The 24,979-nt window shown below is 43.8% G+C and carries 22 protein-coding genes and 5 pseudogenes; 9 read left to right on the top strand and 18 right to left on the bottom strand.

The window, feature by feature from the left end; translation table 11 throughout:
* Positions 1 to 92: 92 nt before the first annotated feature.
* The 5 genes and pseudogenes from PCORN_RS05545 to PCORN_RS05525 all read right to left on the bottom strand — a co-directional run bounded on the left by PCORN_RS05545 (position 93) and on the right by PCORN_RS05525 (position 3,783).
* Positions 93 to 1,068, bottom strand: a pseudogene (locus tag PCORN_RS05545) (biotin--[acetyl-CoA-carboxylase] ligase).
* The gene (locus tag PCORN_RS05540) at positions 1,046 to 2,230 is read right to left on the bottom strand and encodes a CCA tRNA nucleotidyltransferase (protein ID WP_036078327.1); all 1,185 of its coding nucleotides are present in this window, start codon (positions 2,228 to 2,230) and stop codon (positions 1,046 to 1,048) included. Before PCORN_RS05540 ends, PCORN_RS05545 begins: the two are co-directional and overlap by 23 nt.
* 12 nt (positions 2,231 to 2,242) lie before the next feature.
* Complete coding sequence (mgsA, locus tag PCORN_RS05535) at positions 2,243 to 2,647, bottom strand: methylglyoxal synthase (protein ID WP_036078325.1); 405 nt, start codon at positions 2,645 to 2,647, stop codon at positions 2,243 to 2,245.
* Between the two features lie 17 nt (positions 2,648 to 2,664).
* Positions 2,665 to 3,453 (bottom strand): 4-hydroxy-tetrahydrodipicolinate reductase, encoded by a 789-nt coding sequence (dapB, locus tag PCORN_RS05530; protein ID WP_036078323.1) that lies wholly within the window; start codon positions 3,451 to 3,453, stop codon positions 2,665 to 2,667.
* The gene (locus PCORN_RS05525) at positions 3,454 to 3,783 is read right to left on the bottom strand and encodes a nucleotide pyrophosphohydrolase (protein ID WP_036064417.1); all 330 of its coding nucleotides are present in this window, start codon (positions 3,781 to 3,783) and stop codon (positions 3,454 to 3,456) included.
* Positions 3,784 to 3,930: 147 nt separating this feature from the next.
* On the opposite strand from PCORN_RS05525, the gene PCORN_RS05520 reads away from it, so the two are divergent.
* From PCORN_RS05520 to PCORN_RS21245, 6 genes and pseudogenes are all read left to right on the top strand, one after another.
* Positions 3,931 to 4,797, top strand: coding sequence for a YitT family protein (locus PCORN_RS05520; RefSeq protein ID WP_036078533.1), 867 nt, complete (start codon positions 3,931 to 3,933; stop codon positions 4,795 to 4,797).
* A gap of 503 nt (positions 4,798 to 5,300) precedes the next feature.
* The gene (locus PCORN_RS05515; RefSeq protein ID WP_036078321.1) at positions 5,301 to 5,996 is read left to right on the top strand and encodes a response regulator transcription factor; all 696 of its coding nucleotides are present in this window, start codon (positions 5,301 to 5,303) and stop codon (positions 5,994 to 5,996) included.
* Positions 5,996 to 6,976: a sensor histidine kinase gene (locus PCORN_RS05510; RefSeq protein ID WP_036078319.1), complete on the top strand. Its 981-nt coding sequence runs from the start codon at positions 5,996 to 5,998 to the stop codon at positions 6,974 to 6,976. The genes PCORN_RS05515 and PCORN_RS05510 overlap by 1 nt, the downstream gene beginning before the upstream one ends.
* Positions 6,977 to 7,072: 96 nt before the next feature.
* Positions 7,073 to 7,843 carry an ABC transporter ATP-binding protein gene (locus PCORN_RS05505; protein WP_036078317.1) on the top strand — a complete coding sequence of 257 codons (771 nt, stop codon included), beginning with the start codon at positions 7,073 to 7,075 and terminating at the stop codon, positions 7,841 to 7,843.
* The gene (locus PCORN_RS05500; RefSeq protein WP_051999278.1) at positions 7,818 to 9,116 is read left to right on the top strand and encodes an ABC transporter permease; all 1,299 of its coding nucleotides are present in this window, start codon (positions 7,818 to 7,820) and stop codon (positions 9,114 to 9,116) included. The genes PCORN_RS05505 and PCORN_RS05500 overlap by 26 nt, the downstream gene beginning before the upstream one ends.
* 313 nt (positions 9,117 to 9,429) lie before the next feature.
* A pseudogene (locus PCORN_RS21245) lies at positions 9,430 to 9,697 on the top strand (ABC transporter permease); the annotation flags it as partial.
* A gap of 102 nt (positions 9,698 to 9,799) precedes the next feature.
* Here the strand turns inward: PCORN_RS21245 and PCORN_RS20105 are convergent.
* A pseudogene (locus PCORN_RS20105) lies at positions 9,800 to 10,914 on the bottom strand (NAD(P)/FAD-dependent oxidoreductase).
* Between the two features lie 132 nt (positions 10,915 to 11,046).
* On the opposite strand from PCORN_RS20105, the pseudogene PCORN_RS05485 reads away from it, so the two are divergent.
* From PCORN_RS05485 to PCORN_RS05475, 3 genes and pseudogenes are all read left to right on the top strand, one after another.
* Positions 11,047 to 12,682: pseudogene (locus PCORN_RS05485) on the top strand (NAD-dependent malic enzyme).
* A gap of 46 nt (positions 12,683 to 12,728) precedes the next feature.
* Positions 12,729 to 13,682 (top strand): serine hydrolase, encoded by a 954-nt coding sequence (locus PCORN_RS05480; RefSeq protein WP_051999276.1) that lies wholly within the window; start codon positions 12,729 to 12,731, stop codon positions 13,680 to 13,682.
* Entirely contained in the window at positions 13,679 to 14,119 is a 441-nt protein-coding gene (locus PCORN_RS05475; RefSeq protein WP_036078314.1) for a DUF1801 domain-containing protein, read from the top strand. The genes PCORN_RS05480 and PCORN_RS05475 overlap by 4 nt, the downstream gene beginning before the upstream one ends.
* Positions 14,120 to 14,174: 55 nt before the next feature.
* Here PCORN_RS05475 and PCORN_RS05470 read toward each other — a convergent pair.
* From PCORN_RS05470 to aroB, 12 genes and pseudogenes are all read right to left on the bottom strand, one after another.
* Positions 14,175 to 15,432, bottom strand: a pseudogene (locus PCORN_RS05470) (BaiN/RdsA family NAD(P)/FAD-dependent oxidoreductase).
* 54 nt (positions 15,433 to 15,486) lie between these two features.
* Positions 15,487 to 16,170, bottom strand: coding sequence for a zinc metallopeptidase (locus PCORN_RS05465; protein WP_036078313.1), 684 nt, complete (start codon positions 16,168 to 16,170; stop codon positions 15,487 to 15,489).
* Between the two features lie 71 nt (positions 16,171 to 16,241).
* Entirely contained in the window at positions 16,242 to 16,835 is a 594-nt protein-coding gene (gene lhaT, locus PCORN_RS05460) for a lipoprotein heptaprenylglyceryl N-acetyltransferase LhaT (RefSeq protein WP_036078311.1), read from the bottom strand.
* Positions 16,836 to 16,934: 99 nt separating this feature from the next.
* Positions 16,935 to 17,468, bottom strand: coding sequence for a ReoY family proteolytic degradation factor (locus tag PCORN_RS05455; protein WP_036078310.1), 534 nt, complete (start codon positions 17,466 to 17,468; stop codon positions 16,935 to 16,937).
* Positions 17,469 to 17,498: 30 nt separating this feature from the next.
* Positions 17,499 to 18,749, bottom strand: a complete 1,251-nt coding sequence (locus PCORN_RS05450; RefSeq protein WP_036078309.1) for a tetratricopeptide repeat protein — start codon at positions 18,747 to 18,749, stop codon at positions 17,499 to 17,501.
* 91 nt (positions 18,750 to 18,840) lie between these two features.
* Complete coding sequence (locus PCORN_RS21060) at positions 18,841 to 19,095, bottom strand: Fic family protein (protein ID WP_338151762.1); 255 nt, start codon at positions 19,093 to 19,095, stop codon at positions 18,841 to 18,843.
* Positions 19,031 to 19,906, bottom strand: a complete 876-nt coding sequence (locus tag PCORN_RS05445; protein WP_206537427.1) for a Fic family protein — start codon at positions 19,904 to 19,906, stop codon at positions 19,031 to 19,033. The genes PCORN_RS21060 and PCORN_RS05445 overlap by 65 nt, the downstream gene beginning before the upstream one ends.
* Positions 19,907 to 20,026: 120 nt before the next feature.
* Positions 20,027 to 21,301 carry a 3-phosphoshikimate 1-carboxyvinyltransferase gene (gene aroA, locus PCORN_RS05440; protein ID WP_036078307.1) on the bottom strand — a complete coding sequence of 425 codons (1,275 nt, stop codon included), beginning with the start codon at positions 21,299 to 21,301 and terminating at the stop codon, positions 20,027 to 20,029.
* A gap of 10 nt (positions 21,302 to 21,311) precedes the next feature.
* Positions 21,312 to 22,412, bottom strand: a complete 1,101-nt coding sequence (locus tag PCORN_RS05435; protein ID WP_036078305.1) for a prephenate dehydrogenase — start codon at positions 22,410 to 22,412, stop codon at positions 21,312 to 21,314.
* Positions 22,413 to 22,425: 13 nt separating this feature from the next.
* Entirely contained in the window at positions 22,426 to 23,511 is a 1,086-nt protein-coding gene (gene hisC / locus PCORN_RS05430) for a histidinol-phosphate transaminase (protein ID WP_036078303.1), read from the bottom strand.
* A 12-nt stretch (positions 23,512 to 23,523) separates the two neighbouring features.
* On the bottom strand, positions 23,524 to 23,886 hold the full coding sequence (gene aroH / locus PCORN_RS05425; RefSeq protein ID WP_051999288.1) for a chorismate mutase: 363 nt from the start codon (positions 23,884 to 23,886) through the stop codon (positions 23,524 to 23,526).
* Between the two features lie 7 nt (positions 23,887 to 23,893).
* Positions 23,894 to 24,979, bottom strand: coding sequence for a 3-dehydroquinate synthase (aroB, locus tag PCORN_RS05420; protein WP_036078299.1), 1,086 nt, complete (start codon positions 24,977 to 24,979; stop codon positions 23,894 to 23,896).

Here is a 24,979-nt window from a genome sequence, read left to right as displayed (position 1 = left end):
ATGGCTACACTCGTAACTGATGCCTTATCTCTATTTTTTCACACCGTACTATCCTTTTATATCAGCTAATTTTAGCCTAAAAAACGAATTTACTAGCCCAGTGAAATATCTGCGGAATAAATCTTGTGTTCTTCTCCCACAGCGTCTTGAACAATCAGTACACCTTCGTCTGATATCCCATTTACCGTCCCACGAATCTCGCCTCTTAACGTCTTTGCTACGATTTTTTCACTAAAAGGAATGGCTCTAGCTTCCCATAATAGTTTAATCGGTGCAAAACCTTGGTCTAGGAATAGCAAATAGTATTTTTCCAGCTGAGAGACAATCTCACCGTATAAAGCGCCTCTCGAAATTGGGTGGCCTACTAAAATAGCTAAGGAAGTCGCTTTATCACGCAATTCTTCTGGGAAAACATCTTGATTTACATTGATTCCAGTTCCAATAATAATCGCGTTGACCTGTTCTGCCTCTGCCTGCATCTCGGTTAAAACACCGCATACTTTGCGTTTATCAATATAAATATCATTCGGCCATTTGATTTGTGGGTCTAAGCCAGTGATATTCTCAATCGCCTCTGCAACAGCTAACGAGGCAATAAAAGTGAACTGTGGGACTTGCTGCATCGGGATTTCGGGTTTTAAAATGGTGCTCATCCAGATGCCCGTCCCTTTTTGTGAATTCCATGGCCTGGCTAAGCGTCCTTTTCCCGCCGTTTGCTGATCTGCGATAACAACCGTTCCATCGACTGCACCTTCGCCAACTAATTGATGCGCAACGATTTGCGTAGACGTCACCTCTGGGTAAAAAGCTACTTGCTGTCCGATAAATGTCGTTTTAGCGCGAAAATAAAGCATATCTTCCGTGAATATTTCTTCGGCGGGCTGAATCGAATAACCACTTCCACGCTTAGCCTCAATCTCAAAGCCCGCTTTTTTTTAACTCCTCTATTTGCTTCCATACAGCTGTCCGACTACAATTCAGCGCATCCGCAATCTCTTGCCCTGAAACTAAACCGCCATCTGCTGCCCGAAATACGTCCAATAACTTACGCCGATTCGTTGATAACATGCTTCACCCATCCTTTAATTTCTGACTGTGTATTCCTGATTTCACCTTCAATTATTGCTTGATCAAGCCTAGCCAACAGGTCTTTTAACCACGGGCCACCCTTTTTATCCGCCCACGCCATGATGTCATCGCCACTTGCCTGAATCTCGCTTCGTGACTGGATAGGAAGTGCCTCAAAGCGTTCATGCAAATCTACCCATTGTGTTTCACTCGTTTGGACCAATCGCGCTTTCTCAACCAAAGCTACTGTGTGCGCTCCTGTTGCGAACAATTCGTAGTCGCTCCAGGAATGTTTATCCGCCAAATCATATGCTTTTGCTACCTCACGAATCAATTTATTGGGCAGTTTCCAAGCACGCAAAAAAGCCCCCACATTCTCCGGCATCACTGCGAGCACAACGACAAACCAGGTAGTCTCATCATCACCAGCGACCGCTAAATTCCAAGACTCCAATCGCTGAATCGCAGCACGCTGATCTGTAAATCCTGGTAAATACGACAACATATCGAGTTCTTGTATCAATCCTAACGCAACCTTGACAGCTTCACCCTTCATCAATTTCACAAATTCTACGGCAATCCGTTCCACCGCAATGTTTTTCAGAAGCACTATATTTTGTTGCATCGCCTCATATGTACGTTTTTCCAATGAAAAATCTAACTGACTTACAAAGCGAACGCCACGCATCATTCGCAAGGCATCTTCATGAAACCGCTCCCATGGCTTGCCGACCGCGCGAATTTGCTTATTTGCCATGTCTTGTTGCCCGCCAAACGGATCAATGAATCGCCCATCAAGCCCCATCGCTATCGCATTCATGGTAAAATCGCGACGTTCTAAATCCTTCTCCAAAGAACGGATAAAAACAACCTCATCTGGACGTCTGAAATCGGCATACGTGCCCTCCGTGCGAAAAGTCGTAATTTCATATATTTCTCCCGCTTCCAATACAGAAACCGTACCATGCTCGATACCTGTATCAAATGTCCGCGTGAATATCTGCTTTACTTCTTCTGGAAAGGCGCTTGTTGCGATATCAATGTCCGCCACCTCACGACCAAGCAGCGTATCTCGTACAGATCCACCTACAAAATAAGCCTCAAAACCAGCCTGTTCTAGTTTTTCTAAAACAGGCACGGCTTTCTTAAAAATTGCTTTCATCTTTTAAAACTCCTATTCTTCGTTGCGTCTTAGATCTCGCCAATCCATAAATCCTTCCTGCAAACCGCGCAATAATACTTCTGCCGTTCCAATATTGGTTGCAAGTGGAATTTCATAAACATCACATAATCTTATGAGCGCGGTCACATCTGGTTCATGCGGTTGCGCTGCAAGTGGATCGCGTAAGAAAATCACCAAGTCCATCTTGTTCTCCGAAATCCGGGAACCAATTTGTTGATCGCCACCGAGCGGGCCTGACTGAAAACGGTGTACCGAAAGTCCAGTCGCCTCCATAATTCGCAATCCAGTTGTCCCTGTTGCGAATAACGTGTGTGGCTCTAAGATGAGTTTATAAGCTAACGTAAGCTCTATCATCAATTCTTTTTTACGATCGTGTGCGATTAAGGCAATGTTCATGGATTAACCACTCCTCATCAAATTAAATTTTCTAAACCGTAGACTAACGTGTGCAATTCTGCCGTTTTGCGAATCGAAAAAGCGACGCCTGACATGAAAGAAATGCGATCGTAGGAATCATGGCGAATCGTGAGGCCTTGACCTTCTGCTCCGAATTGCACTTGTTGATGCGCAATCAATCCTGGTAAGCGAACACTATGAATCCGCATTCCCTCGTAATCCGCACCACGAGCCCCTTTCATCGTTTCCTCTTCGTTCGCCGCACCTTGTTGTTTCGGGTCACGAACTTCCGCCATCATTTCCGCTGTTTTCACAGCCGTACCGCTTGGTGCATCCAATTTATTGTCATGATGCAATTCGATAATCTCCACATCTGGGAAGTATTTCGCCGCTTTTTGCGCAAATTGCATCATAAGAACCGCCCCCACCGCAAAATTTGGAGCAATAATCGCGCCAATTTTTTTCGATGCTGCGAGTTCTGTCAACTCCGTAATTTGTTCCGGCGTAAAACCTGTCGTGCCAACAACTGGGCTCACGCCATGCGTCAACACTAATTTCGTATTGGAATAGCCAACTTTTGGTGTTGTAAAATCAACAACGGCGTCCAATGCTACACTAGTCAGTAATTTTTCTAAATCGTCAAATACAGGTACGTCTAAATCCGAAAATTCCGCAATTTCGTTGATGTTCTTCTCTTGCGGTGCATGATCGAGTACTGCAACTAGTTCCAAATCTGCTTCACGGAGGACCGTTTTTACGACCTCATGCCCCATTCTACCCTTAAAACCTAATACTGCTACCTTCATCTATTTGTCCTCCTTCTTGGTCCATCTATCGGCGTCACGTTCCTTGAATTTCTTCATGACCGTATCGTGGGCCTCTTCTAAGCTAATATTTAGCGAATTTGCCATACAAATGAGGACAAATAACACATCTCCAAGCTCTGCTGCTACCGTATTCTCTGGTTCGCTAGCTTTCTTCGGTTTCTCGCCGTAATAGTGATTAATCTCGCGCGCAAGCTCCCCTGTTTCCTCTGTCACGCGCGCCATCATCGCTAAAGGAGAAAAATATCCCTCTTCAAATTGGCCGATCAACGCGTCTACCTCATCTTGCAACTGCTGCATCGTTTTTGCCATGCTTTATTTCGCTCCTTTTGTGGTAAACTAACGTAAGGCTTTATTTACCCATTTTACGTCTGTTATAATCATTATAGCTAAGAAGTCCTTGCTACGTCTATAAAAAGGAATTTATACATGGGAGCAATAAAAAAGGGAGTGATGTCTGTGTGGCGAGATGTTCGTCTTAAAAATATCGTCTTTATTTTACTTGGGACAACGATTTATGGATTTGGACTTGTCAATTTCAATATCGCAAATGATCTCGGAGAAGGCGGTTTAACTGGGGTTACCTTACTATTATTACATTTCACAGGGATTGATCCAGCGTACTCCAATCTTATTTTAAATATTCCGCTGTTTTTCATAGGTTGGCGTATTCTCGGAAATCGCGCTTTGATCTATACGATAATCGGAACAGTCGGGCTCTCACTATCTCTATGGGTGTTCCAGCGCGTGCCCTATCGCCTTGATCTCCATGAGGACCTTTTACTTGTGGCGCTTTTTGCTGGTGGTTTTACGGGGATTGGGCTTGGCTTTGTCTTTCGATATGGTGGGACAACGGGTGGTAGCGATATTCTTGCCCAAGTGTTGCATCGTAAAAAAGGCGTGAGTATGGGACGGACCTTATTTGCAATTGACGCCGTTGTATTGACGCTTTCATTGTCTTATTTAGATGTTCGTCAAGTGATGTATACACTCGTTGCTGTTTTCATCGGTGCGCGCGTAATTGATTTCATGCAAGAAGGAGCCTACGCCGCCCGTGGTGCCCTCATTATTTCCGCCCACAACGATAAAATTGCCGAGCACGTTATGCTGGCGATGAATCGAGGCGTGACAGTGCTTGAAGGACGCGGCGGCTTTTCGAAAAAAGAGCAAGACGTGCTGTATATCGTGGTTGCGAAGAATGAGATTGTGCAGTTGAAAAACATTGTGAACGCGACTGACCCACACGCCTTCGTCTCCGTTTCCGTCGTGCATGACGTGATGGGAGAAGGGTTTACGCTGGATGAGGATAAGAAGCCTTTGATATGAAGAGCGAAAAGCTGAAACGGCCCGTTAGACTCGAAAAAAAATTGTTAGGGGGCGCAGGAAAAGTCCTCTTTTGACTTTTATGGAGGCCACGAAATTTTCGAGAGTCTGGCCGTTGAAGCTGGATCCGGAGGCGCCAAGCATGACGCAGTACAAGGAACGAATGCTCACTTTGCTCACACTCATATTGATACTCTAAGGAAACAAAATACGCTTCCTAAGAGTTTCAACAAATTTTCGAGGGTCTGGCAAATGGAAGGCAGTTTCATTGCATTCAACTGCATATTGAGGTTCTAAAAAAGCACACGACGCTTTTCAAGACCCACAACAAAGCTTAGACCAGCGTGCCCCACTAAAAAAGTTCTGCATTTTGTTTTTAAAATAAGTCTTATTTTGCATCCAACGGCCGTTTTAATGAACGAATGCTCACTGTGTTCGCACTCATATTGTGGCTCTAATTCAGCAAGGGATGCTTCATAAGAGCCACAACAAAGGAGCCCAAAACCATGGAAAAAATACTAATCGTTGAAGACGATCCAAAAATCGCAACGCTTCTACAAGATTACCTACGCCGATACAATCTAGACGCCCACATCACAACCGACTTCGATGACGTGATGGCGCTATTTGAAGAGCTAACGCCTCATCTTGTCCTACTCGATATCAATCTACCGAAATATGACGGTTACTTTTGGTGCCGCAAAATCCGTGAAATCTCGGTCTGCCCAATTATCTTCATCTCTGCGCGTGACGGGGAACTCGACCAAGTGATGGCGCTTGAAAACGGAGCTGACGACTATATAACGAAACCGTTCTCCTACCAAGTCGTTATCGCGAAAGTTCGTGCCCAGTTACGACGCGTCTATGGCGATTTTGCCAATCAGTATCAAGAACCCGAATTTCATGAAGGCAGTCTCTCTTTTTATCCACTAAAATTCACGATAGAACGTGCTGGAAAAACGCTCGAACTAAGCAAAAATGAAGCGAAACTCCTCGAAGTCATTTGGAGAACGGCTCCTAATGTTGCAAATCGCGATCTTTTATATGAAGAAATTTGGGATGAAGTCACGTTTATTGATGATAATACGCTGAGTGTCAACGTTGCTAGACTTCGCAAAAAATTACTGGATCTTGGTGTCAAAGATTCGATCAAATCTGTTCGTGGATACGGTTACCAGTGGGTTTACAAGGAGGAATCATAATGCGCTTATTTTTTCGTAGTCACCTTTCTTTCCTTCTATTTGCACTCATTTTATCGCTCTCCACTGTAGGAATTTTTTGGCTAGACGGCTACAACAGCGCTCGTCTCACCATCTACGTCCTTTTTCTCTGGGTAGTGCTCAGTGTTTTGTTCCTAACTGTCCGCTACTTCGGATATCGCCGCGTCTTTAAGCGACTAGAACAAGCCGATGTCGTGGCATCAGAATTTCATCCCAACGAAGGTTCACCATTCACCCAAGCCTTCGAAAGCTATTTAGCACAACAGTACCACGCCTATCAAATCGACTTGCAAAAATGGCGCGCGAAAGATACCAATCGTAGTATCTTCATCAACCAATGGGTCCATCAAATGAAAACTCCCGTATCGGTCATCGAACTCATGACGCAAAACCAGTCTGATCCGGCGCTTCGTAGCATTCAAGAAGAGACAGATAAAATCAAGCAAGGTCTAGACACCGTCCTATACACACTGCGTCTCGAAACGTTTGAAAATGATTTCGTTGTCGAGCACACAGACTTAAAAACGCTCGCCACGGAAGCCGTCAACGAACATAAACGACTTTTTATCCGACATCAGCTCTATCCAAAAGTTGCCATCGATTCAGGTCTATTTTTAGAAACCGACAAAAAATGGTTCGTTTTCATGTTGGGACAACTCCTATCCAATGCGATTAAATACTCGCCACAAAAAGGGAGTAGGGTCGAAATAACAGCTATAACAGAGTCCACTGGCTATTTGATGACTATCCAAGATTACGGTATCGGCATCGAAAAATCAGATCTTCCTCGTGTTTTCCGTCCTTTCTTCACTGGAGAAAACGGTCGAAAATACCAGCATTCTACAGGGATGGGACTTTTCCTTGTATCAGAAATATGTCACAAACTCGGCTATCAAATCTCCGTCGAATCTCAAATAGACTCTGGCACAACGATTCTTATTCGAATTCCTATTCAGAAATAAACTTACAACAACGTAAGCTTTTGTCATTAGAATCGATACCGCCCTTCCCCGTTTGTTTGCTAAACTAGTCCTATAAACGAAAGAGGAGGTCTTGTTATGACACTTTTAAAAGTAGAACAAGTCAATAAAATATACACAGGAAATGTGCAATACCAAGCGATTTCTAATCTGGATTTATCGGTTGAAAAAGGAGAATTTGTGGGAATTATGGGCCCTTCAGGTAGCGGAAAAACAACGCTGCTTAATATGATTGCTACCATTGATCCACCAACGAGCGGAACTGTACAAATACATGATGCGAATCCCTATACATTATCTTTTGATAAACTCGCCGAATTTAGGCGGAAGGAACTCGGTTTCATTTTCCAATCATTTAATCTATTGGACACCCTGACCGTCCGTGAAAATATCTTACTACCACTCACGCTGGATGGCACCCCACTAGCAACGATGAATGAAAAATTAGATGTAATCGCCGCAAAACTTGGTATCACGCCAATTTTAGATAAGCGCACGTATCAAATTTCAGGTGGTGAGTCACAACGAACAGCCGTTGCGCGTGCTGCGATTCATGAACCGAAATTATTTTTAGCAGATGAACCTACGGGAAACTTGGATTCTAAAAATAGTGAGGAAGTGATGCAGCTGCTCAGCCGATTGAATAAGGACGAAGAAGCTACTATATTGCTCGTCACGCATGATCCGCAAGCCGCATCGTACTGCGATCGTGTCGTATTTATTAAAGATGGTTCGCTGTACAATGAGATTTATCGTGGTGATAATACGGCTGTTTTTTATCAGCAAATCATGGACACTTTGACGCTACTAGGAGGAAAACAACATGTCATTCCGCCAGTTCGTCATTAATAATGTGCGTCGTAATCCAAAAGTCTATGGTCCTTATTTCTTTACTAGTTTTTTCGCTGTGACGATGTTTTTCGTCTATGCTTTACTCGTTTTTCACCCCGAATTTAAGGATAATATTGATTCTTCTAGTACGACAATGAGTTATTTCGCGATGATTGGCTTCCAAGTCTCACAGGTGATTATCGTTGTATTCTCGGCTTTTGCGATTTTTTATGCCGTTAGTACGTTTCTGAAGACTCGAAAAGCAGAATTTGGTCTGTTGCTCATTCAAGGAATCAATAAAAAACAGCTTGTTAAGTTGATTTTCTGGGAGAACATGTTGGCCGGACTTGCTGCAGTCGTTTGCGGGGTTATCTTTGGTTTTATTTTTTCGAAGGTCATTTTGCTGATTTGCTCTAAAATTTTAGCGTTAACGGAAACATTGCCATTTTACTTTCCTTGGAAACCGATTTTGCTTACATTTGGTGTTTTTGGTTTAATGTTTTTAATCATTTCTTTGGTGACTTCTTTTACGATTCGTGTCAATAATCTAAAAGCTTTACTCGCCTCACAGAAAGAACCGAAAAAAGAAATCAAGGTGTCTTGGTATATCGCGCTACTTGCTTTAGTCCTTATTGGAACAGGATATAGCGTCGTTCTTTTGTTTACAAATCGCGAATCATTCTCTCTCATTCCACTCTTCACCGGTGTCATTTTGGTCGTTATTGGAACCTACTTCTTCTTTAGTCAGTTGCTTGTTTTTGTGCTGACACGTTTGCGAAAGAGAGAATCATTCTTTTTTAAACGCACGAATCTTCTTACTTTTTCAGAGTTAATTTATCAAATGCGTGATAATGTGAGTACTTTCTTCATCGTGGCGATCGTTTCTGCAACGGCAATTACAGCAATGGGAACGAGTTCAGCAATTGGTAGTAGCCGGCTTGCAGAAATGTCGGAGAACCCATATGCGATTACTTATAAAGCTTACGGACAGGACGAGGTTAATAAGGACATCATTTCCTATACAGAAAAAACGCTGCACAACAATTCCTACCAAAGAGCAGATGGGCATTTCTATCAATTTTTTGATGATGCTGATGTTTCCTATTCTTTCATGCCTGTTGCTGACTATAACATGTTGATGGGCTTGCGAGATGAAGCGGAGATAAAGATACCGACTGGAACCGTTGTCTTGCTTCCGACAGATAGTATCAGCGAAACGAAATTGAAAAAGAATGCTCCAAAAAATATCGAACTACAGTTTCCGAGTAAAAAAAATAACGCTGCCTGTTAAAAAAGTAGCGCCGATTAATCGCTTTCCGTATGGGTCTAGTCCAAGCAGTATGGAGAATGTGATAATGCTTGCCAATCAATCGGATATCGACATACTGTGGCAGGAATCAGAAGCGCGTTATAAAAAAGCAGAGGATAACTATAATACGAAAACTTCGTACAGCATTTTTCATACGGATGATTGGGAAAATACCACAGCCACAGCGAAAAAGCTATCGGACTATACTAATAACTGGAATAACAAGAATCAAAATACTAACGAAGGTATCTATACTGGATTCGAATCACTCGCTATGCAGTGGCAAAGTATGCAGCAAATAAACGGTCTACTTCTATTGCTCACCGTCTTATGTGGCGCTGTATTCTACACTTTCTCGGCCGGATTCATCTACTTGCGCCTACACAGCGACTTGAAACGAGATGAACAACAATACAAAATGCTTTTCAAAGTTGGTTTAACGAAACCAGAACTGCACAAAATCGTAGCGAGGCAACTACGCGTCATGTTTTTCCTACCGCTTTTCGTGGCAGTGATTCATTCACTTGTAGCCTTCCTCGCTCTGCAAAACTTACTTGATTTCAATATTTGGCAAAATGTCGGTATCGTGATTAGCATCTTCATCGTTGTCCAAGCCGTCTATTATTTCTTCGTGAAACACCAATACTTGAAACAGCTTCGTCGCATCATGAAGTAATCGAATTGCTCGGATCAAAACCAGCAATATCGGTTTTTGGTGTCTTTCCTTGAATCAAATCAACAAGAATTTTGGCGACGTAAGGACCTGTTGTGAGTCCTGATGAGCCTAATCCATTAGCTACAAAAATATGCTTTGCAGTTGGCAAGGTTCCAATAACTGGCGTGAAGTCTGGTGTAAATGGTCGCGTACCTACACGGATTTCCGCCAGTTTTGCATTTTTTACAGCTGGTGCAAAGCGCGCAATCTCCTCTAAAATTTCTTCGACGGCTGCCTCGGTTGGTTCCAAGTCAAAACCTCCTTCATTCTCGTGTGTCGCGCCGATGATTACTCGCCCATCATCGAACGGTACGATACTTTTCGCACTCGGCGGCAAAACGACAGGCCATTCATTCGTATCGATGCCCTCAAATTGAAGATGTAGTAATTGTCCCTTTTGCGGGTGAATCGCAGCTTGAAGTCTTAGTGGTTGCAGTAATTCTGGCAGCCAGGCCCCTGCAGCGAGTACGATTTTGTCAGCGTTAATTATCTCGTTTCCAATCACAACTATCGCCGTATCGCCATGTTTCTCGAGCCGCGCCTTGTCACGAATAATCCGAGCGCCATGCGCCATCGCTGCATCCGCTAACGCTAAAACGAGCAATTTCCCATCACACGTGCGCCTCCACTCACAAAAACGCCTCCAAAGGCTGGATCTACAATCGGAAATTTTGCTTTCGTTTCTGCTTTTGACAGCTGTTTAATTTCACCGATTTCTGGTGCTTCCTCGTGGCGGCTACGGGCGATTTGTTCCAATTCCTCAAGCTTCGTCTCGTCTTCTCGTAAGCACAACGCGCCGACCATTTTATAGCCTGTATTCAGCGCCGTATCTTGCGCAAGTTCTTGAATGAACGTCGGGTAATAACGCGCACTATCTTTAGCCAGTTCGTACCATACTTTGTTGCGGCGCTTCGATAACCACGGACACACAATGCCAGCCGCAGCAACCGTTGCTTGACCTGGCTCCTTTTTATCGATAACGATGACCTCTTTTTGTTGTTTGGCAAGTAAATACGCAGCCGTCATACCCACGATTCCTCCACCTATAATGACGATTTTCTCCATTTTATGCACCCCATTTCACTCCTTCATTATACAAATTCCAAACATTTCTGACAAGTGCAGGGAAATTAGTCGATTTTTTAGCCACTTCTAGTGTAGAATATAAACAGGATAACTAAAGGAGTAGGATGCAAAATGATGAATGGATATGCACGATTAAATGACCCTTTTCAAAATAAAGGCACGGCTTTTACAGCTCGAGAACGCGCAGAATGGGGTTTGGACGGCTTAATTCCTGCGACAATCGAGACGTTGGAGCAACAGGTAGCACGTGTCTATACGGCTTTACATAAAAAAAACGACACCCATGGAGAAACATTTGTTTTTGATGACGCTTTATAGTGAGAATCGGACGCTATTTTATAAAGTAGTGATCGATCACGTGGCGGAATTGATGCCGATTATTTATACACCAACCATCGGAGACGCAGTGATGCACTACCACGAAAACTGGGAAAATCCACAAGATGCCCTTTTTTTGCAGGCAGATACTGCGCTTGATTTGGTGTCCATTTTCCGGAATAATGTTTCGAACCCTGAAAAAGTGAGGATGATTGTCGTGACGGACGGAGAAGGTATCCTAGGAATTGGCGATTGGGGCTTGAATGGGGTCAGTATTGCGATTGGGAAATTGGCGGTCTATACGGTGGCAGCAGGACTTGCACCAGATTGCGTGTTGCCGATTGTCATCGATGCTGGTACGAATAATGAAGCCTTGCGCGCGGATGCTCGCTATTTAGGTAGTCAGACGCCGCGACTGGAAACACCTGCCTATGATATTTTTATCGCGCGTTTTGTCGAAGCTGTCAAAACTTGTTTTCCAAAAGCTGTACTTCATTGGGAAGACTTCGGACGAGACAACGCCAGCCGAATTTTGGAAACGTATCGTCAGGAATTATGCACGTTTAACGACGATATTCAAGGAACTGGTGCGATGGTCGTTGCTGCGGCCCTTGCTACTACGCGCGTCTCTAACTTACCGCTAAGTGAACAACGGATTGTGATTTTCGGTGCTGGAACGGCGGGTATTGGTATTGCGGATCAGTTGGTTGCTGAAATGGTCGTGAATGAAGGTTTGACCGCTGAACAGGCAAAGAGTCGTTTTTACTTGGTGGATCGGCCTGGCTTGGTGACTGCTGACTTGCCAAACCTAACTTCTGGACAGCAAAAATATGCACGTGACGCTTCCGATTTTGCAGAAAAGTTAACGAATTTACTAGCGATTGTAAAACATGTGCAACCAACGATGTTGATTGGTTGCTCTGGCGTAACAGGTGCTTTTTCAGAGGAAATCGTGCTGGAAATGAGTCGCCATGTGGAACGCCCTGCCATTTTGCCGCTGTCGAATCCGACGAAGCTTGCTGAGGCTACTGCACACGATTTAATCACTTGGACAAAGGGTCTGGCACTTGTCGTGACTGGGAGTCCTTCTGAGCCTGTTTTGTTTGATGGGCATACCTATTTTATCGGACAAGCCAACAACGCGCTACTTTATCCTGGACTCGGTCTTGCAGCAGTGATTACAGAAGCACAAGAAATCACGGATGACATGTTAGCGGCGGCTAGTCATGCGGTTGCGACACAAGTTCAAGATGTCGGCACAGTCGGCGCGGCACTTCTCCCACCCGTTGCGACATTACGCGACACATCACACGCTGTTACGCTAGCCGTTGTGGAAAAAACAATCGAACTTGGATTAAATAAACGCACGCTTTCAAATCCACTGGAAGCTGTCAATGATGCGATTTGGCTTCCTCAATATAAGGAGTGAACGTCCATGTTGGATACGCGATTAAAAAAAACTAGTCACTGAAGGCATTGTGCCGGGAATTTCCTATGCCATCATCACACCCCAACGTACGAAACAGCACGTGATCGGTATGAAACAACTAACCCCTGAAAAAGTAATGCTAGAACCGGACGCCGTCTACGATATCGCTTCCTTAACGAAAGTCATCGCGACGACAACCTTGGTTTTGCAACATATCGAAGCTGGAAACTTGCGCCTATCTGATAAAGTTCGCGATTTCCTACCAGATTTCCGCTACCCTGAAGTCACGATTTTGCAACTTTTAACGCATAGTTCGGGTTTGGCAAAGACTATTCCTGCGTATACCATCGCATCAAAAGAGGACGTCTATCGTTACTGTATCGAGACGCCACAAGCGAATCCGGCGGGAACGGATGTCACCTATGCAGATGCTAATTTTTTGCTTCTCGGCTATATCGTCGAGCAACTTGGCGGTGATTTAGAAACACAAGTCAAACGAAACATCCTGACGCCACTCGCCTTGCGACAAACGAGCTACCGTCCTGATTCACCGGAATCCTGCGTCCCAACCGAAGTTCATCCAGAACGTGGCCTAATTACAGGTACTGTCCACGATTTCAAAGCTTGGCAAATGGACGGCGTTGCAGGTCACGCCGGATTATTCAGCAACCTCTCAGACCTGATTCATTTTACAAAAGCACTACTCCATAATGGCGAACCAATTCTTAGCAAAGAAAGCATCACCAATATCGCCAAAAACTACACACCAGATTTAAATCGATCACGCGGTCTCGGCTGGGATTTAGTCCCCTCTACGGACCATTTTGCCATCTATCATACCGGTTTCACAGGCACTTTCATCGTCATCGATTTGCAACACAAAACGGCGCTAATCGTCCTCACAAACCGCGTACATCCAAGCCGAGATAATGCCATTTTTCTAGAACGTCGTGACGAAATCGTAGAACAATTCATGCAAGATTTAGGAGGAAAAACATGACAATAGAAGAATATTTAGATGACCTAGCACCCGATAAAAAAGAGGCCTTCGCTAAACTCATGCATGTGGTGGATGCCAACATTCCAGCTGGTTTCGAAAAAGAAATCCAGTACGGCATGCCTTCCTACGTCGTTCCAAAATCCCGTTACCCCGATGGTTACCACTGTGATTCGAATCTTTCACTCCCCTTTTTCGCCATCGCAGCACAAAAACAACATATCGCGGTCTACCACATGGGAATTTTCGGCGATGAAGCCCTTTTTGAATGGTTCCAAGCCGAGTATCCCAAACATATGACAACCAAGCTCAACATGGGCAAAGGTTGCATCCGATTCACAAATCCGAAAAAAATCCCGTACGAACTCATTGGCGAGTTAGCAAGTAAAGTCAGCGTGGATGATTGGATTAAACAATACGAAACAACCATTAAAAAATAAAAATGGAGGCAATCCCGATTTTCTAGGGAAACTGCCTCCACTTTTTAGATTTGTCTCAGCGAAGTGCCGCATTTACTCCAGCCAAACGCCCTGTCACTAGTGCACACGTAATGTTATAACCACCCGTGTACCCGTTAATATCTAATATTTCACCACAGAAAAACAAACCAGGCATCAACTTCGACTGCATCTCTTTCGGCATAATTTCCTTCACAGAAACACCGCCACCCGTCACGAAAGCCTTCTCGAAATCAAGCGTCCCATTCACTTGGAATGTGAATTTCTTCAATGTTTCGATGAATGCTTGCCATTTTTTCTGCGGAACCGAAATACAATCTGCATCGATATCAATTTCCGCACGCTCCAATAAAAATAGTAACATCCGTTCTTGCATCACCGATTTCAACGCATTTTTAACAGCTTTTTTAGGATTATCTTTCACGAGCCCCATCACTTCTTGCTCCAATTCCCCTTTTGCTGTATCTGGGAAAAAGTCAATCATCATTGTCAGTTCGGGAACCGCGAATTTCTTCAGTCCTTGAATTACGAATTGGCTACACCGTAACGCCGCTGGGCCCGACACACCGAAATGCGTGAAAATCATGTCCATTTGATGCGTAATAATTGGCTTTCCTTTTGGATTTAGAACGGAAAGTGCCACGTCACGTAGAGAGATACCTTGCAAAACCTTGCTTTTAATGAAAGTCTCGCGCGATGTAATCGGAACCTCAGTTGGATATAATTCCGTAATCGTATGCCCAGCCTCTTTCGCCCACGCATAACCGTCTCCCGTCGAGCCAGTCCGTGGTACCGATTTTCCACCAACAGCCACAATCACAGCTGACGCACTAATTTCTTGACCATCCGTAAGCGTAATGCCCACAACTTGCCCGTCCTGATAGTTCACGCGCTTCACTGGCGTTTTCATATAAATTTTCACATTCAGCTTATCAAGTCGCGAAATCATCGCATCAGCCACCGAACGCGCGCTGTCCGTCACAGGAAACATCCGGCCATGATCTTCTTCCTTCAAAGCCACCCCTAATTTTTCAAAAAAAAGCGATGATATCCTCATTATTAAACTCCGAAAATGGACTATACATAAAGCGCCCATTCCCCGGTATATTCTTGATAATTTCTTCCGCTGGCTTGCGATTCGTTACATTGCAACGCCCACCGCCCGACAAAATCAGTTTTCTACCTAGTTTTGGCCCTTTTTCAACAAGCAAAACCCGCTTATTCTTCTCCGCCGCTGCAATTGCCGCCATCAACCCCGACGGACCACCACCAATAACAATCACATCAAAATCCATCCAATCATCCTTCTCCCCATCAAAAAACGCCCATTACAGAGCGTCTTTTTAATTCTAGTTTCGGTTCATACCTGTAAAAATTAAGATCAATCTCAAAAGTTCCAACACGGCTACTGCCATCGCTGCAACGTAAGTCATTGCGGCTGCACTTAGCACTTTACGAGCTTGTGGTAATTCGTCTGACGCAACAAGACCAAGTTGGTTAATTTGTACGAGTGCGCGTTTCGAAGCATCAAACTCGACTGGCAATGTAATCAACTGGAATAAGACACCGATTGCCATTAAAACAATACCTATTAACATCAAGCCCGGTATTGTCGCCAACATCCCAATGATTAAGAACACCCAAGAGGCATTCGAGCTAAACATCGTAATCGGGACAAGTGCCGAACGAAAACGCATAAACGAATAGTTCTCTGCATCTTGAATCGCGTGCCCCACCTCATGTGCCGCTACCGCCGTTCCCGCAATCGATCGGCCACTAAAGTTCGCCGAGGATAGAAAAACAGCTTTTTTCCGTGGATCATAATGATCGCTTAATACACCACCAGTTTCATGCACTGGCACGTTCGACAAGCCGTTCGCATCCAAGATTTGACGCGCTACTTGCGCTCCTGTCAATCCTGTGCGTATTGCCACTTTCGAATAATGTGAATACGTGCTTTTGACACGATATTGCGCCCATAAAGGTATTAATGCTACAATCAAAAAATAAACGATATACATTTGAATACTCATAATAAATCCCCATCCTAACTACTACGTATTACCTTAATTATATATGAGAAAGCGCCAAACCTCAATAACTTTTAAGCTTCATGAGGAAATTCTAATTTAAACGCATTCTTTTTCAGTGTTTTTTCATAAACCGTCCATAAAACGAAAATTGTTAGCCAGAATGTGCAGTAACCAATGGTCGTAATATACGGATCAAGCCCTCCATAAATCGGCATCTGGCCAAATAAGTAGTCAATGACATCATTATGTAACACCCAAATCGCCGCAATCGCAAAATGCTCAAATTTAATCCTGTAAAATGGCGCATAAACAAGCCCCTGCACCGCCATTAAACCATGCGATGTAAGCAACATCAAACTCATCGTATCCAAGTAGCCCAGATTTATCATGTAAGCAATATTCATCCCAACTGCCCATAATCCGTATTTCACCAAGCAAACAAAAGCCAACGCCTCCATTAGCGGCCAATGTTTCTTCGCCAGCCAAGCCAGCAATACAAATACAAAAAATAAAATCGCCGTCGGACTATCCGGTACAAAAATCCAAAATCGTGGTTCTGTAATTTTTAGTTGAGGAACATACCAAATATAGCCATAAACAGCACCTAACAAATTGACGATGAACAGCAACCGCAAAAACGACCTGTTCGCTAAGTAACGATACATCCTGCACCTCCATTAAAAACTCTCTTTTCCCATAATACCAGACTCACCCTCAAACGAAAAATAAAAGCACCTATCCACGAAGGACAGATGCTTCTCATACTAGCTATATTGCTTAAACTGCTCCATCAAACGTTGGAATCGTTCTTCATCATGCGCGTCCAACGCCTCATCGATTTCCAGCAGTAATTTCTCTTTCGAAAAATGTTCCACAACCGTATCCAAAAACTGGGACGCGATTTGCTTTTCCTTATCCGAAATCTGCACCTCTTCAAACGGGTTATCCTCACGAACAAAAGCGTAACGAGGAGATGTTAAGCTTTCCGGGAAATGCAACTGAATATAGATAGCTTCATCCCAATTCAAACGAATATCGTGAAACGCCTTCTCTGGATCTGTCGTCACAATATTTCCTTTAAAGAATCGAAATGGCTCGTCCTCCACCCCGAGAGAAGTGAGTACAAGACCACGAGGGCACCCTTCTGCATTATCAACGAAGTGAACATATTCCATGATTTGGTCATGACCTGCAATATAATTTAGAATCCACATTGATTCTCTAATCTTCATTTGATGCTTATTTAACAACCATCTAACAAATTCCTTCTTGTCTTCAATGCTAATTGATGCTTTCATTTCACTCACTCCTTCCCATCAAAATGGGGATTAATAACCTAATAAACTTAAAACCTCTTCATCACCTGGCTCGAGCGTCAAATACGTGGCCAATACTTCCTCAGACTTCGCAATATCGCCGTCTTCGCGTAAGAACAAGCCATATTCCTTCAAGAACGTCGCGTTTTCGCTAAAATGCGGATGCGCTAATTCATAGTTTTCTTTTGCTTTATTATAGATATCTAACTCCTGATATGCAACACTTACGTCCCAGAAAATTTGCGGTTCCGTGACAATTTCACGTTCTAACGACTCCACCAGCTCCACAATACCCTCGTGATCATCCTTTTTAAGCAAAATTTTGTTCACTTCTAAAATCGCATCGATAAATTCTGGATCCAGCGCAATCGCTTGACGGAAATAATGTTCTGCCTCCACAGCCTGATCGTTTTTCCAAGCCAATTTTCCAGCTTCTAAAAACATTTCTTTATTGAATTCATCCTGCTTCAAACCATCGACCAATGCTTCCAGTGCTTTCTCTTGCTCACCATTTTCCTCATAACTCTTGGCAAGATACGTGTAAAGCGTCGTGAATCCCGGATCATGTTCTTTCAAGCGTTCCAAGGCCGAAATCGCCTTCGTATAGTCCTTCGCCTGAAAACTCGTCAACCCAAGCCCGAACAGCGTATTGACATCCTCTTGTTCCGCAATCGCCTTCTCATAATAGCTAATCGCTTCTTCAAAGGAACCACTACTCGCCAAACTCTCCGCAATTCGTTCAAAAATCTGGCTACCTGCAACCTCCGTCATACCAGCATCAAGTACCGCCTGATAGCTCTGTACCGCCGACGCAAACCGTGCCGTTGACAAATAAAATTCACCCAATGCAAAATCAATCACAGCTTCGTTTGGTAACAAACTCTTGGCCTGCTGTAACTTCGCCTCCGTTACTTCAAAAAGCCCTTGCATCTGATACAAATCCGCAAGCACTAACAAGCTCTCTGGATAAGCCTCGTCTTGCGTATTGACTTGTTCTAAATATTCCATCGCAGTCTCGATATCATCCTTCTCAATCGCGACCTCTGCTGCCCGAACCAATAGCTCCCCTTCATCCTTGTACTTCGCAAGCAAAAGTTCGTACAAATCTTCCGCTTCCTCCAAGAAACCTAGTTGCATCAATTGCTCTGCTAACCAATACTGTTCTTCATCCGTTCCATCCTGTAAGGCTTGCTTAAAATATTTCTGCGCCTCAGGCAAGTTTTCCTGCTCTAAAGCCGCTAACATCTGCTCTGCAAATTTCATGATTAATCTCCTCACATCTATCCTAGTTTCGTAGGCTTATTATAACGGAAAGGTCAAAACAAGTCAAACAGTCTTTCTCTAATTCTCCAACTTACTTGTTCGCTTGCTCAATCAAGTCAAATAACACTTTATTCTTATATACCCGTTCTCGCCCAATCATCTCCGAAATAAGAAAACCGTGCTCCTCCAACTTTTGCAAATAAGTCACCGCAGTCCTCCGAGAAACATTCAAATGCTGCTCCACATACATAATTTTTGTATAAAATTCATAAAACAGCGTCTCAACTAGCTCCTTCGAATATAGTTTCGGCAACTTTTCCTTTAACGCTTGCCCATACTCGACCATCGCCTCTGTAATCGAACGAATAATTTTTAGCGTTTCCTTTGCCGTTTCCTCTACCCCTTTTTAAAATATACACCACCCACTCCTCAAAATAAGCGCTATCCTGCTGTATTTTCCGTAGTAATACGTAATATTCTTTCTTCGTACGCAAAATATACTTGCTCAAATAAAGCACTGGGCTCTCGAGTAATCCCATCAATACAAGGTATAATATATTCAAAATTCGTCCACTACGCCCGTTCCCATCGTAAAATGGGTGAATCGCCTCGAACTGGTAATGGATAAGCGCCAACTTGATTAGCGGATCCGTTCCATCATCCAGATTAATATACTGCTCCAAATCCGCAAGCAAATCTCTAATTTCCAATTCTGATTGTGGCGGCGTATAGATGATCTCATCTGTCGTCACGTTTTTGATAGCCGTACCAGGAACTTTACGAATCCCTGTTTTGCTATTTTCTATGATGCGTTGGATATGTTCGATGAGAGCAGTTGTGATGATGTCACGTTTTAAGATATATTGATAGCCCTCCCAAAGCGCGTGTCGATAGTTGAGTACTTCTTTTGTTGCAGCATCGCGCACTTTATCTTTAGACATGGCTTGATATAAATCGTCATGCGTCGTGATAATTTGTTCGATTGCCGAACTATCCTTGGCTTCATTGAGCGTCATGGCATTAATCAGGATGTACTGATTCGGTATCGTCGCGGAATATCCTTTTAATTCTGCCAAGGCACGATTCGACTTTGCCAATTGCTTATAAATCGTTACTGTATCTATATTTATGTCGTGATTAGGCAATTCTAATAGCATTTGACTCCGTCCCTTCTCTTTCTTTAAGTATAGCACACAAAATATAATATGTGCAAAAAAAACTTAATTATTGCACGCATTATAAAAACGTGTGCAACTTTTGCACACGTTTTTTTCAACTTAATATAAAGAAGCTACATCCTCAAAAAAAGTGGGGTAAGAAACTTTGACAGCTTCAGCATTTTCTAAAGTTACACCAGAATCTGCGAGCAATGCTGCGATTTGCAACATCATTCCCATACGATGATCACCATAGGATTTTACTGTTGCACCATGCAAATTTTGTTGACCCTCGATAATCATGCCGTCCTCCGTCCCAACGAGTGCCACACCCATTTTTGACAGTTCTGTAACGACAGCGTCAATTCGATTCGTTTCTTTCACTTTCAATTCTTCTGCGTCTTTAATGACCGTTTTTCCCGTCGCTTGGGATGCCAATAACGCAATGACTGGCAATTCATCAATGAGGCGCGGAATAATATCGCCACCTATTTCGATGCCTTTTAATTCGCTCGTTTCAACGGTAATCGTTCCAGCGGGCTCGTCCCCAACTGCGCTTGTTTTTTCAACGGTGATTCTCCCGCCCATCGCTTGGACAACATCGATAATCCCTGTTCTCGTTGGGTTAATACCAACATTTTCTAAACGAATTTTACTATTAGGAATGATTAATCCCGCCACAATAAAAAATGCTGCAGAGGAGATATCGCCTGGAACAACCACTTCTTGTCCGCGGAATTTCTGACCACCGGAAACACGAATTGTTAAGTCATCCACTTCGACTTCACCGCCAAATTGACGTATCATTTGCTCGGTGTGATCGCGCGTCTTTTCTTTTTCGATAATCGTTGTTTCGCCTTCTGCTTGTAGTGCAGCAAAGATGATAGCACTCTTCACTTGTGCACTAGCAACAGGGAGCGTATATTCCATCGGGCTTAGCTTTGTTCCAATCACTTTTACTGGTGCAAAATTAGCTTCCTTCGCTTCAAAAGTCGCACCCATTTCACGGAGTGGGTTCATTACGCGACCCATTGGACGTTTCGCAATGGAAGCATCGCCCTCAATTGTCGCATCAAACGAACGCCCAGCCAAAATTCCTAACATCAACCGAATCGTCGTTCCTGAATTGCCTACATCCAGAGTTTCCGCTGGTTTTTGCAGGCCGTCCCAACCTTTACCTTGTACTACTATTTTCCCCTCCGATACATCAATGCTCACACCTAGCGCGCGAAATACACCAATCGTGCTCAGACAATCTTCTCCCATTAAAAAGTTAGTCACCGTCGTTGTACCTTCCGCCAACGCACCAAACATAATGCTTCGGTGAGAAATCGACTTATCTCCTGGAACTCGAATCGTCCCATTTAATCCTTGTTTATTCCTAATTAACTGCATCGTTTTCCCCCTAAAAGTGACATTGATAATGACTATATTTCTCAATACAACGCTTCGCACGTTCGCGGTCTTTTTCGTTTTGGAATGTAATCTGCAAAATCCCCATGATGTCTTCGCGAGTTTCTAAAATTTTAATATTAATCAAGCTAATTTCTTCTTGCGCGAGAAAACCAGTGACCTCCGAAATAACACCCGGATAGTCAGGCACATCGACAAACAAGTCATAAAAAGATGGAATCGCGCCTTCTTGATGAACTGGCAACGAATCCCGAAACTCTTTCGCTGTATCGAAAAATTGATAAATCGCGTTACTATCTTCTTTTTCAAGCATATCAATCGCTTCATTCATACCATCGCGCCAATTTCCAAGCAATTCGCGTAACGTGTCTTTATTAGAAAGCGAAATATCCGTCCACATCGTTGGGTCAGAAGAAGCAATCCGAGTAATATCGCGAAAACCGCCTGCCGCTAAACGAAAAGCCGCGGGATGTTCTTGCGTAAAAGCACTCGTCTGATTCACAAGCGCCGCCGCCACGATATGCGGTAAATGACTTAGCATTCCCGTGATATTATCATGCTCTGTCGCTGACAATTCCAAAAATTTCGCGTTCGTACCCTCTAACCATTCTCGTAAAAGAACCACATGTTTTGGATCCTCATCTTCACTTGGTGTCAACAAATAATAAGCATTCTCAAACAACAACGATTTAGCAGCCGTCACACCACTTTTATGCGATCCCGCCATCGGATGTCCACCAATAAATGTATAACCAGCCTCTTGAATCGCTGCCGCATGTTGCATCACGCGCAATTTCGTACTTCCCGTATCTGTAATAAGCAAATTTTCCTTCAATGGAAGTCTTGGTAGCTCAACTAAGAACCGCTCCGTTTGTTGCACTGGACAACAAAAAATAAGCAAATCCGCACGCGCAATAACATCCGCCAAATTCGTCGTTCCCTCATCGATAATTCCGAGCGAATCCCCAGCTAAAATCGTTTGTTCTGAAATATCGACACCAATAATATGAGCCTGTGGATGTTTCGCGCGAATACACAGTGCGATAGATCCACCAATCAGACCAAGTCCTACGATAACGACCGTTCCTTTCATCCTCCAAAACCCCTTACTTTACTAATTGTTGCAGCAACGCAATCACCGCTGCATTTTCCGACGCTTTTCCAATCGTTATCCGTACAGCTGTCGAGAAACCAAGCGCAGAGCCAGAACGCACGATATAGCCATTCTTTTCTAAATAGTGAAACACATCGTCCGCCGGTTGCCCCATATCAACTAATACAAAATTCCCTTGTGATGGATACACAAAAACCGCCTCATTTTGGGCTGCGAAAGCTTCATATTGTTTGCGACCAGTTGCATTTTCCACACGACATTTCTCAATAAAATCCTGATCCGCCAATGCAATCTGCGCTAATTTTTGCCCCATTGTCGTCGTATTAAATGGCGGTCTCACAATATTAATGTGGCTAATAATTTCGGCGTTCGCAATACCGTAACCAACGCGAGAACTAGCGAGTCCATAAATTTTACTAAATGTGCGCGTAATGATCAGATTCGAAAACTCATAAATCAGCGCTGTATGTGTCTCTGGCTGAGGTTCCACGTATTCAATATATGCCTCATCTAGCACAACTAAGACGTCTTTCGGAACTTGACGCAAAAACGAAATAATCGCATCTAGCGCTATGTAATTGCCAGTCGGATTATTCGGGTTGCAGAGCCAAACAATACTCGTCGTCTCATCAATAGCAGCAAGCATTTCCGGCAAATCATGATCACCATTTTTCGTCAACGCGATTTCGCGAACTTCTGCACCTTCAATGCATGCGTTTTGGCGATATTGCGGGAAAGTTGGTCTGCCCATGACGGTGCTCGTCGAAGGAGACAACAATGTCCGTGATAGTAAAGCAATCAACTCATCGACGCCACTCGTGAAGACAAGTTCCTCTTCCTGTACACCGTGATACGTTGCAAGTTGCGTTCGTAAATCTGACGCCCAGCCATCTGGGTAGATTTCAACACGCACGTCGACTTGCTTCAAATAATCCGCCACTTTTTCAGAAACGCCATGTGGATTTTCATTCGAAGATAGTTTCGTAATTTCCGTCAAGCCAAGTTCGGTCATTACCTGCTCTTCTCGTTTTCCTGGTTTATATGAATGTAAACCGTTTAAAGTCGTTTTCCATTTCATTCCTGTTACCTCCTACTTCGCCAAATCTGGTCGTAAAACCCGTGCACCTTCTAAATAAACGTGTACCACATCTTGCTGCGCGACTTCGCCAACCTCCGCATTAACCATCAAACGGACACACATCGCCAGCGCGCCTGTTACTGGAATTTCCATCACACCCATAATCGGCACAAACTGAAAACCAGCTAATTCACGAATCGGCTTAGCAGGAAACGCCGCATCAATATCACCCGTCACCGATGTCAAAATTGACGAAATCGCATCTGGTGTCAAACCATTTTCCGTCACAATCGCTTCGAATAGCGCAATCGTTGCCTTATAAATCGCTTCCGGCGTATTCTCCGTCACCGTTGTTGCCCCTCTAATACCTCTGATCATTTCTCTACGCCTCCTGACTCACTCTTCTAAATGTTGCTTCTATCACATCATCCGACACTTTTTGAATTTTCGGTTTGCCAATTTCTTCAAGCAATATCATCGTTATTTCGTTAAATGTCGTCTTTTTATCATGCTTCATATTTTCTAACAAAACAGCAAAATCCAGATTCGCAGGCATTTGCACATCATACCCCAGTGCGGCAAGCCATTTAAGCAATGCTTCTTTATCAAAAGATAGACCTAATAACCGCTCACTCATGTCCAGCGCATAAATCATCCCGAACATAATTGACTCCCCATGAAGCCATTTGCCAAATTCACCGTAGGCCTCAATCGCATGTCCCATCGTATGTCCAAAATTCAAATATGCACGAACACCTTGCTCCGTCTCATCCTGCGACACAATCTCCGCCTTAATCTCAATACCGCGCGCAAGATAGTTTGTCAAATCCACGCTATACAAATCCATCGGTGTTTTATACGTTGCCATCAATTCCACAAGCAACGCCGGGTCCTGAATCAACGCATGCTTCACCAATTCCGCAAAACCAGAACGCATTTCCCGCTCCGAAAGCGTCCCAAGTAAAGACGTATCATAAATCACGGCCTCCGGTTGATAAAAATTCCCGACCATATTTTTGCCTAATGGGTGATTAATCGCTACCTTCCCGCCAACTGCACTATCATGCGCCAAAACTGTCGTCGGAATTTGGTAAAACGCAATACCTCGCATATACGTCGAAGCAACGAAACCGCCTAAATCACCAATCACGCCACCACCAAAAGCAAGCAAGACCGATTTGCGATCCAGACCAATCTCAATTGCTTTCGTCATCGCATCCTCATACACCGCAAACGTCTTCGCTTCTTCACCAGCAGGCGTCACATAATACGAAACCTTTTCAAGCGGAGCAAGCAGTTCGTTCATTTTCGCCATGTGAATTTCCGCGACGTTCGCATCGGTCATCACAAACACTTGCGAAAAACGGCTCAGTTCTGCAACCAAGCTCTCCGCTTGCTCACGCAACGCATTCTGGCTAATATAGACCGAGTACACCTTATCCTTCGTCGTCACCGTGATTTCTGCCAT

It is taken from the genome of Listeria cornellensis FSL F6-0969, assembly GCF_000525855.1.
Classification (GTDB): Bacteria; Bacillota; Bacilli; order Lactobacillales; family Listeriaceae; genus Listeria_A; species Listeria_A cornellensis.
This window is presented reverse-complemented; position numbering and strand designations above follow the sequence as displayed.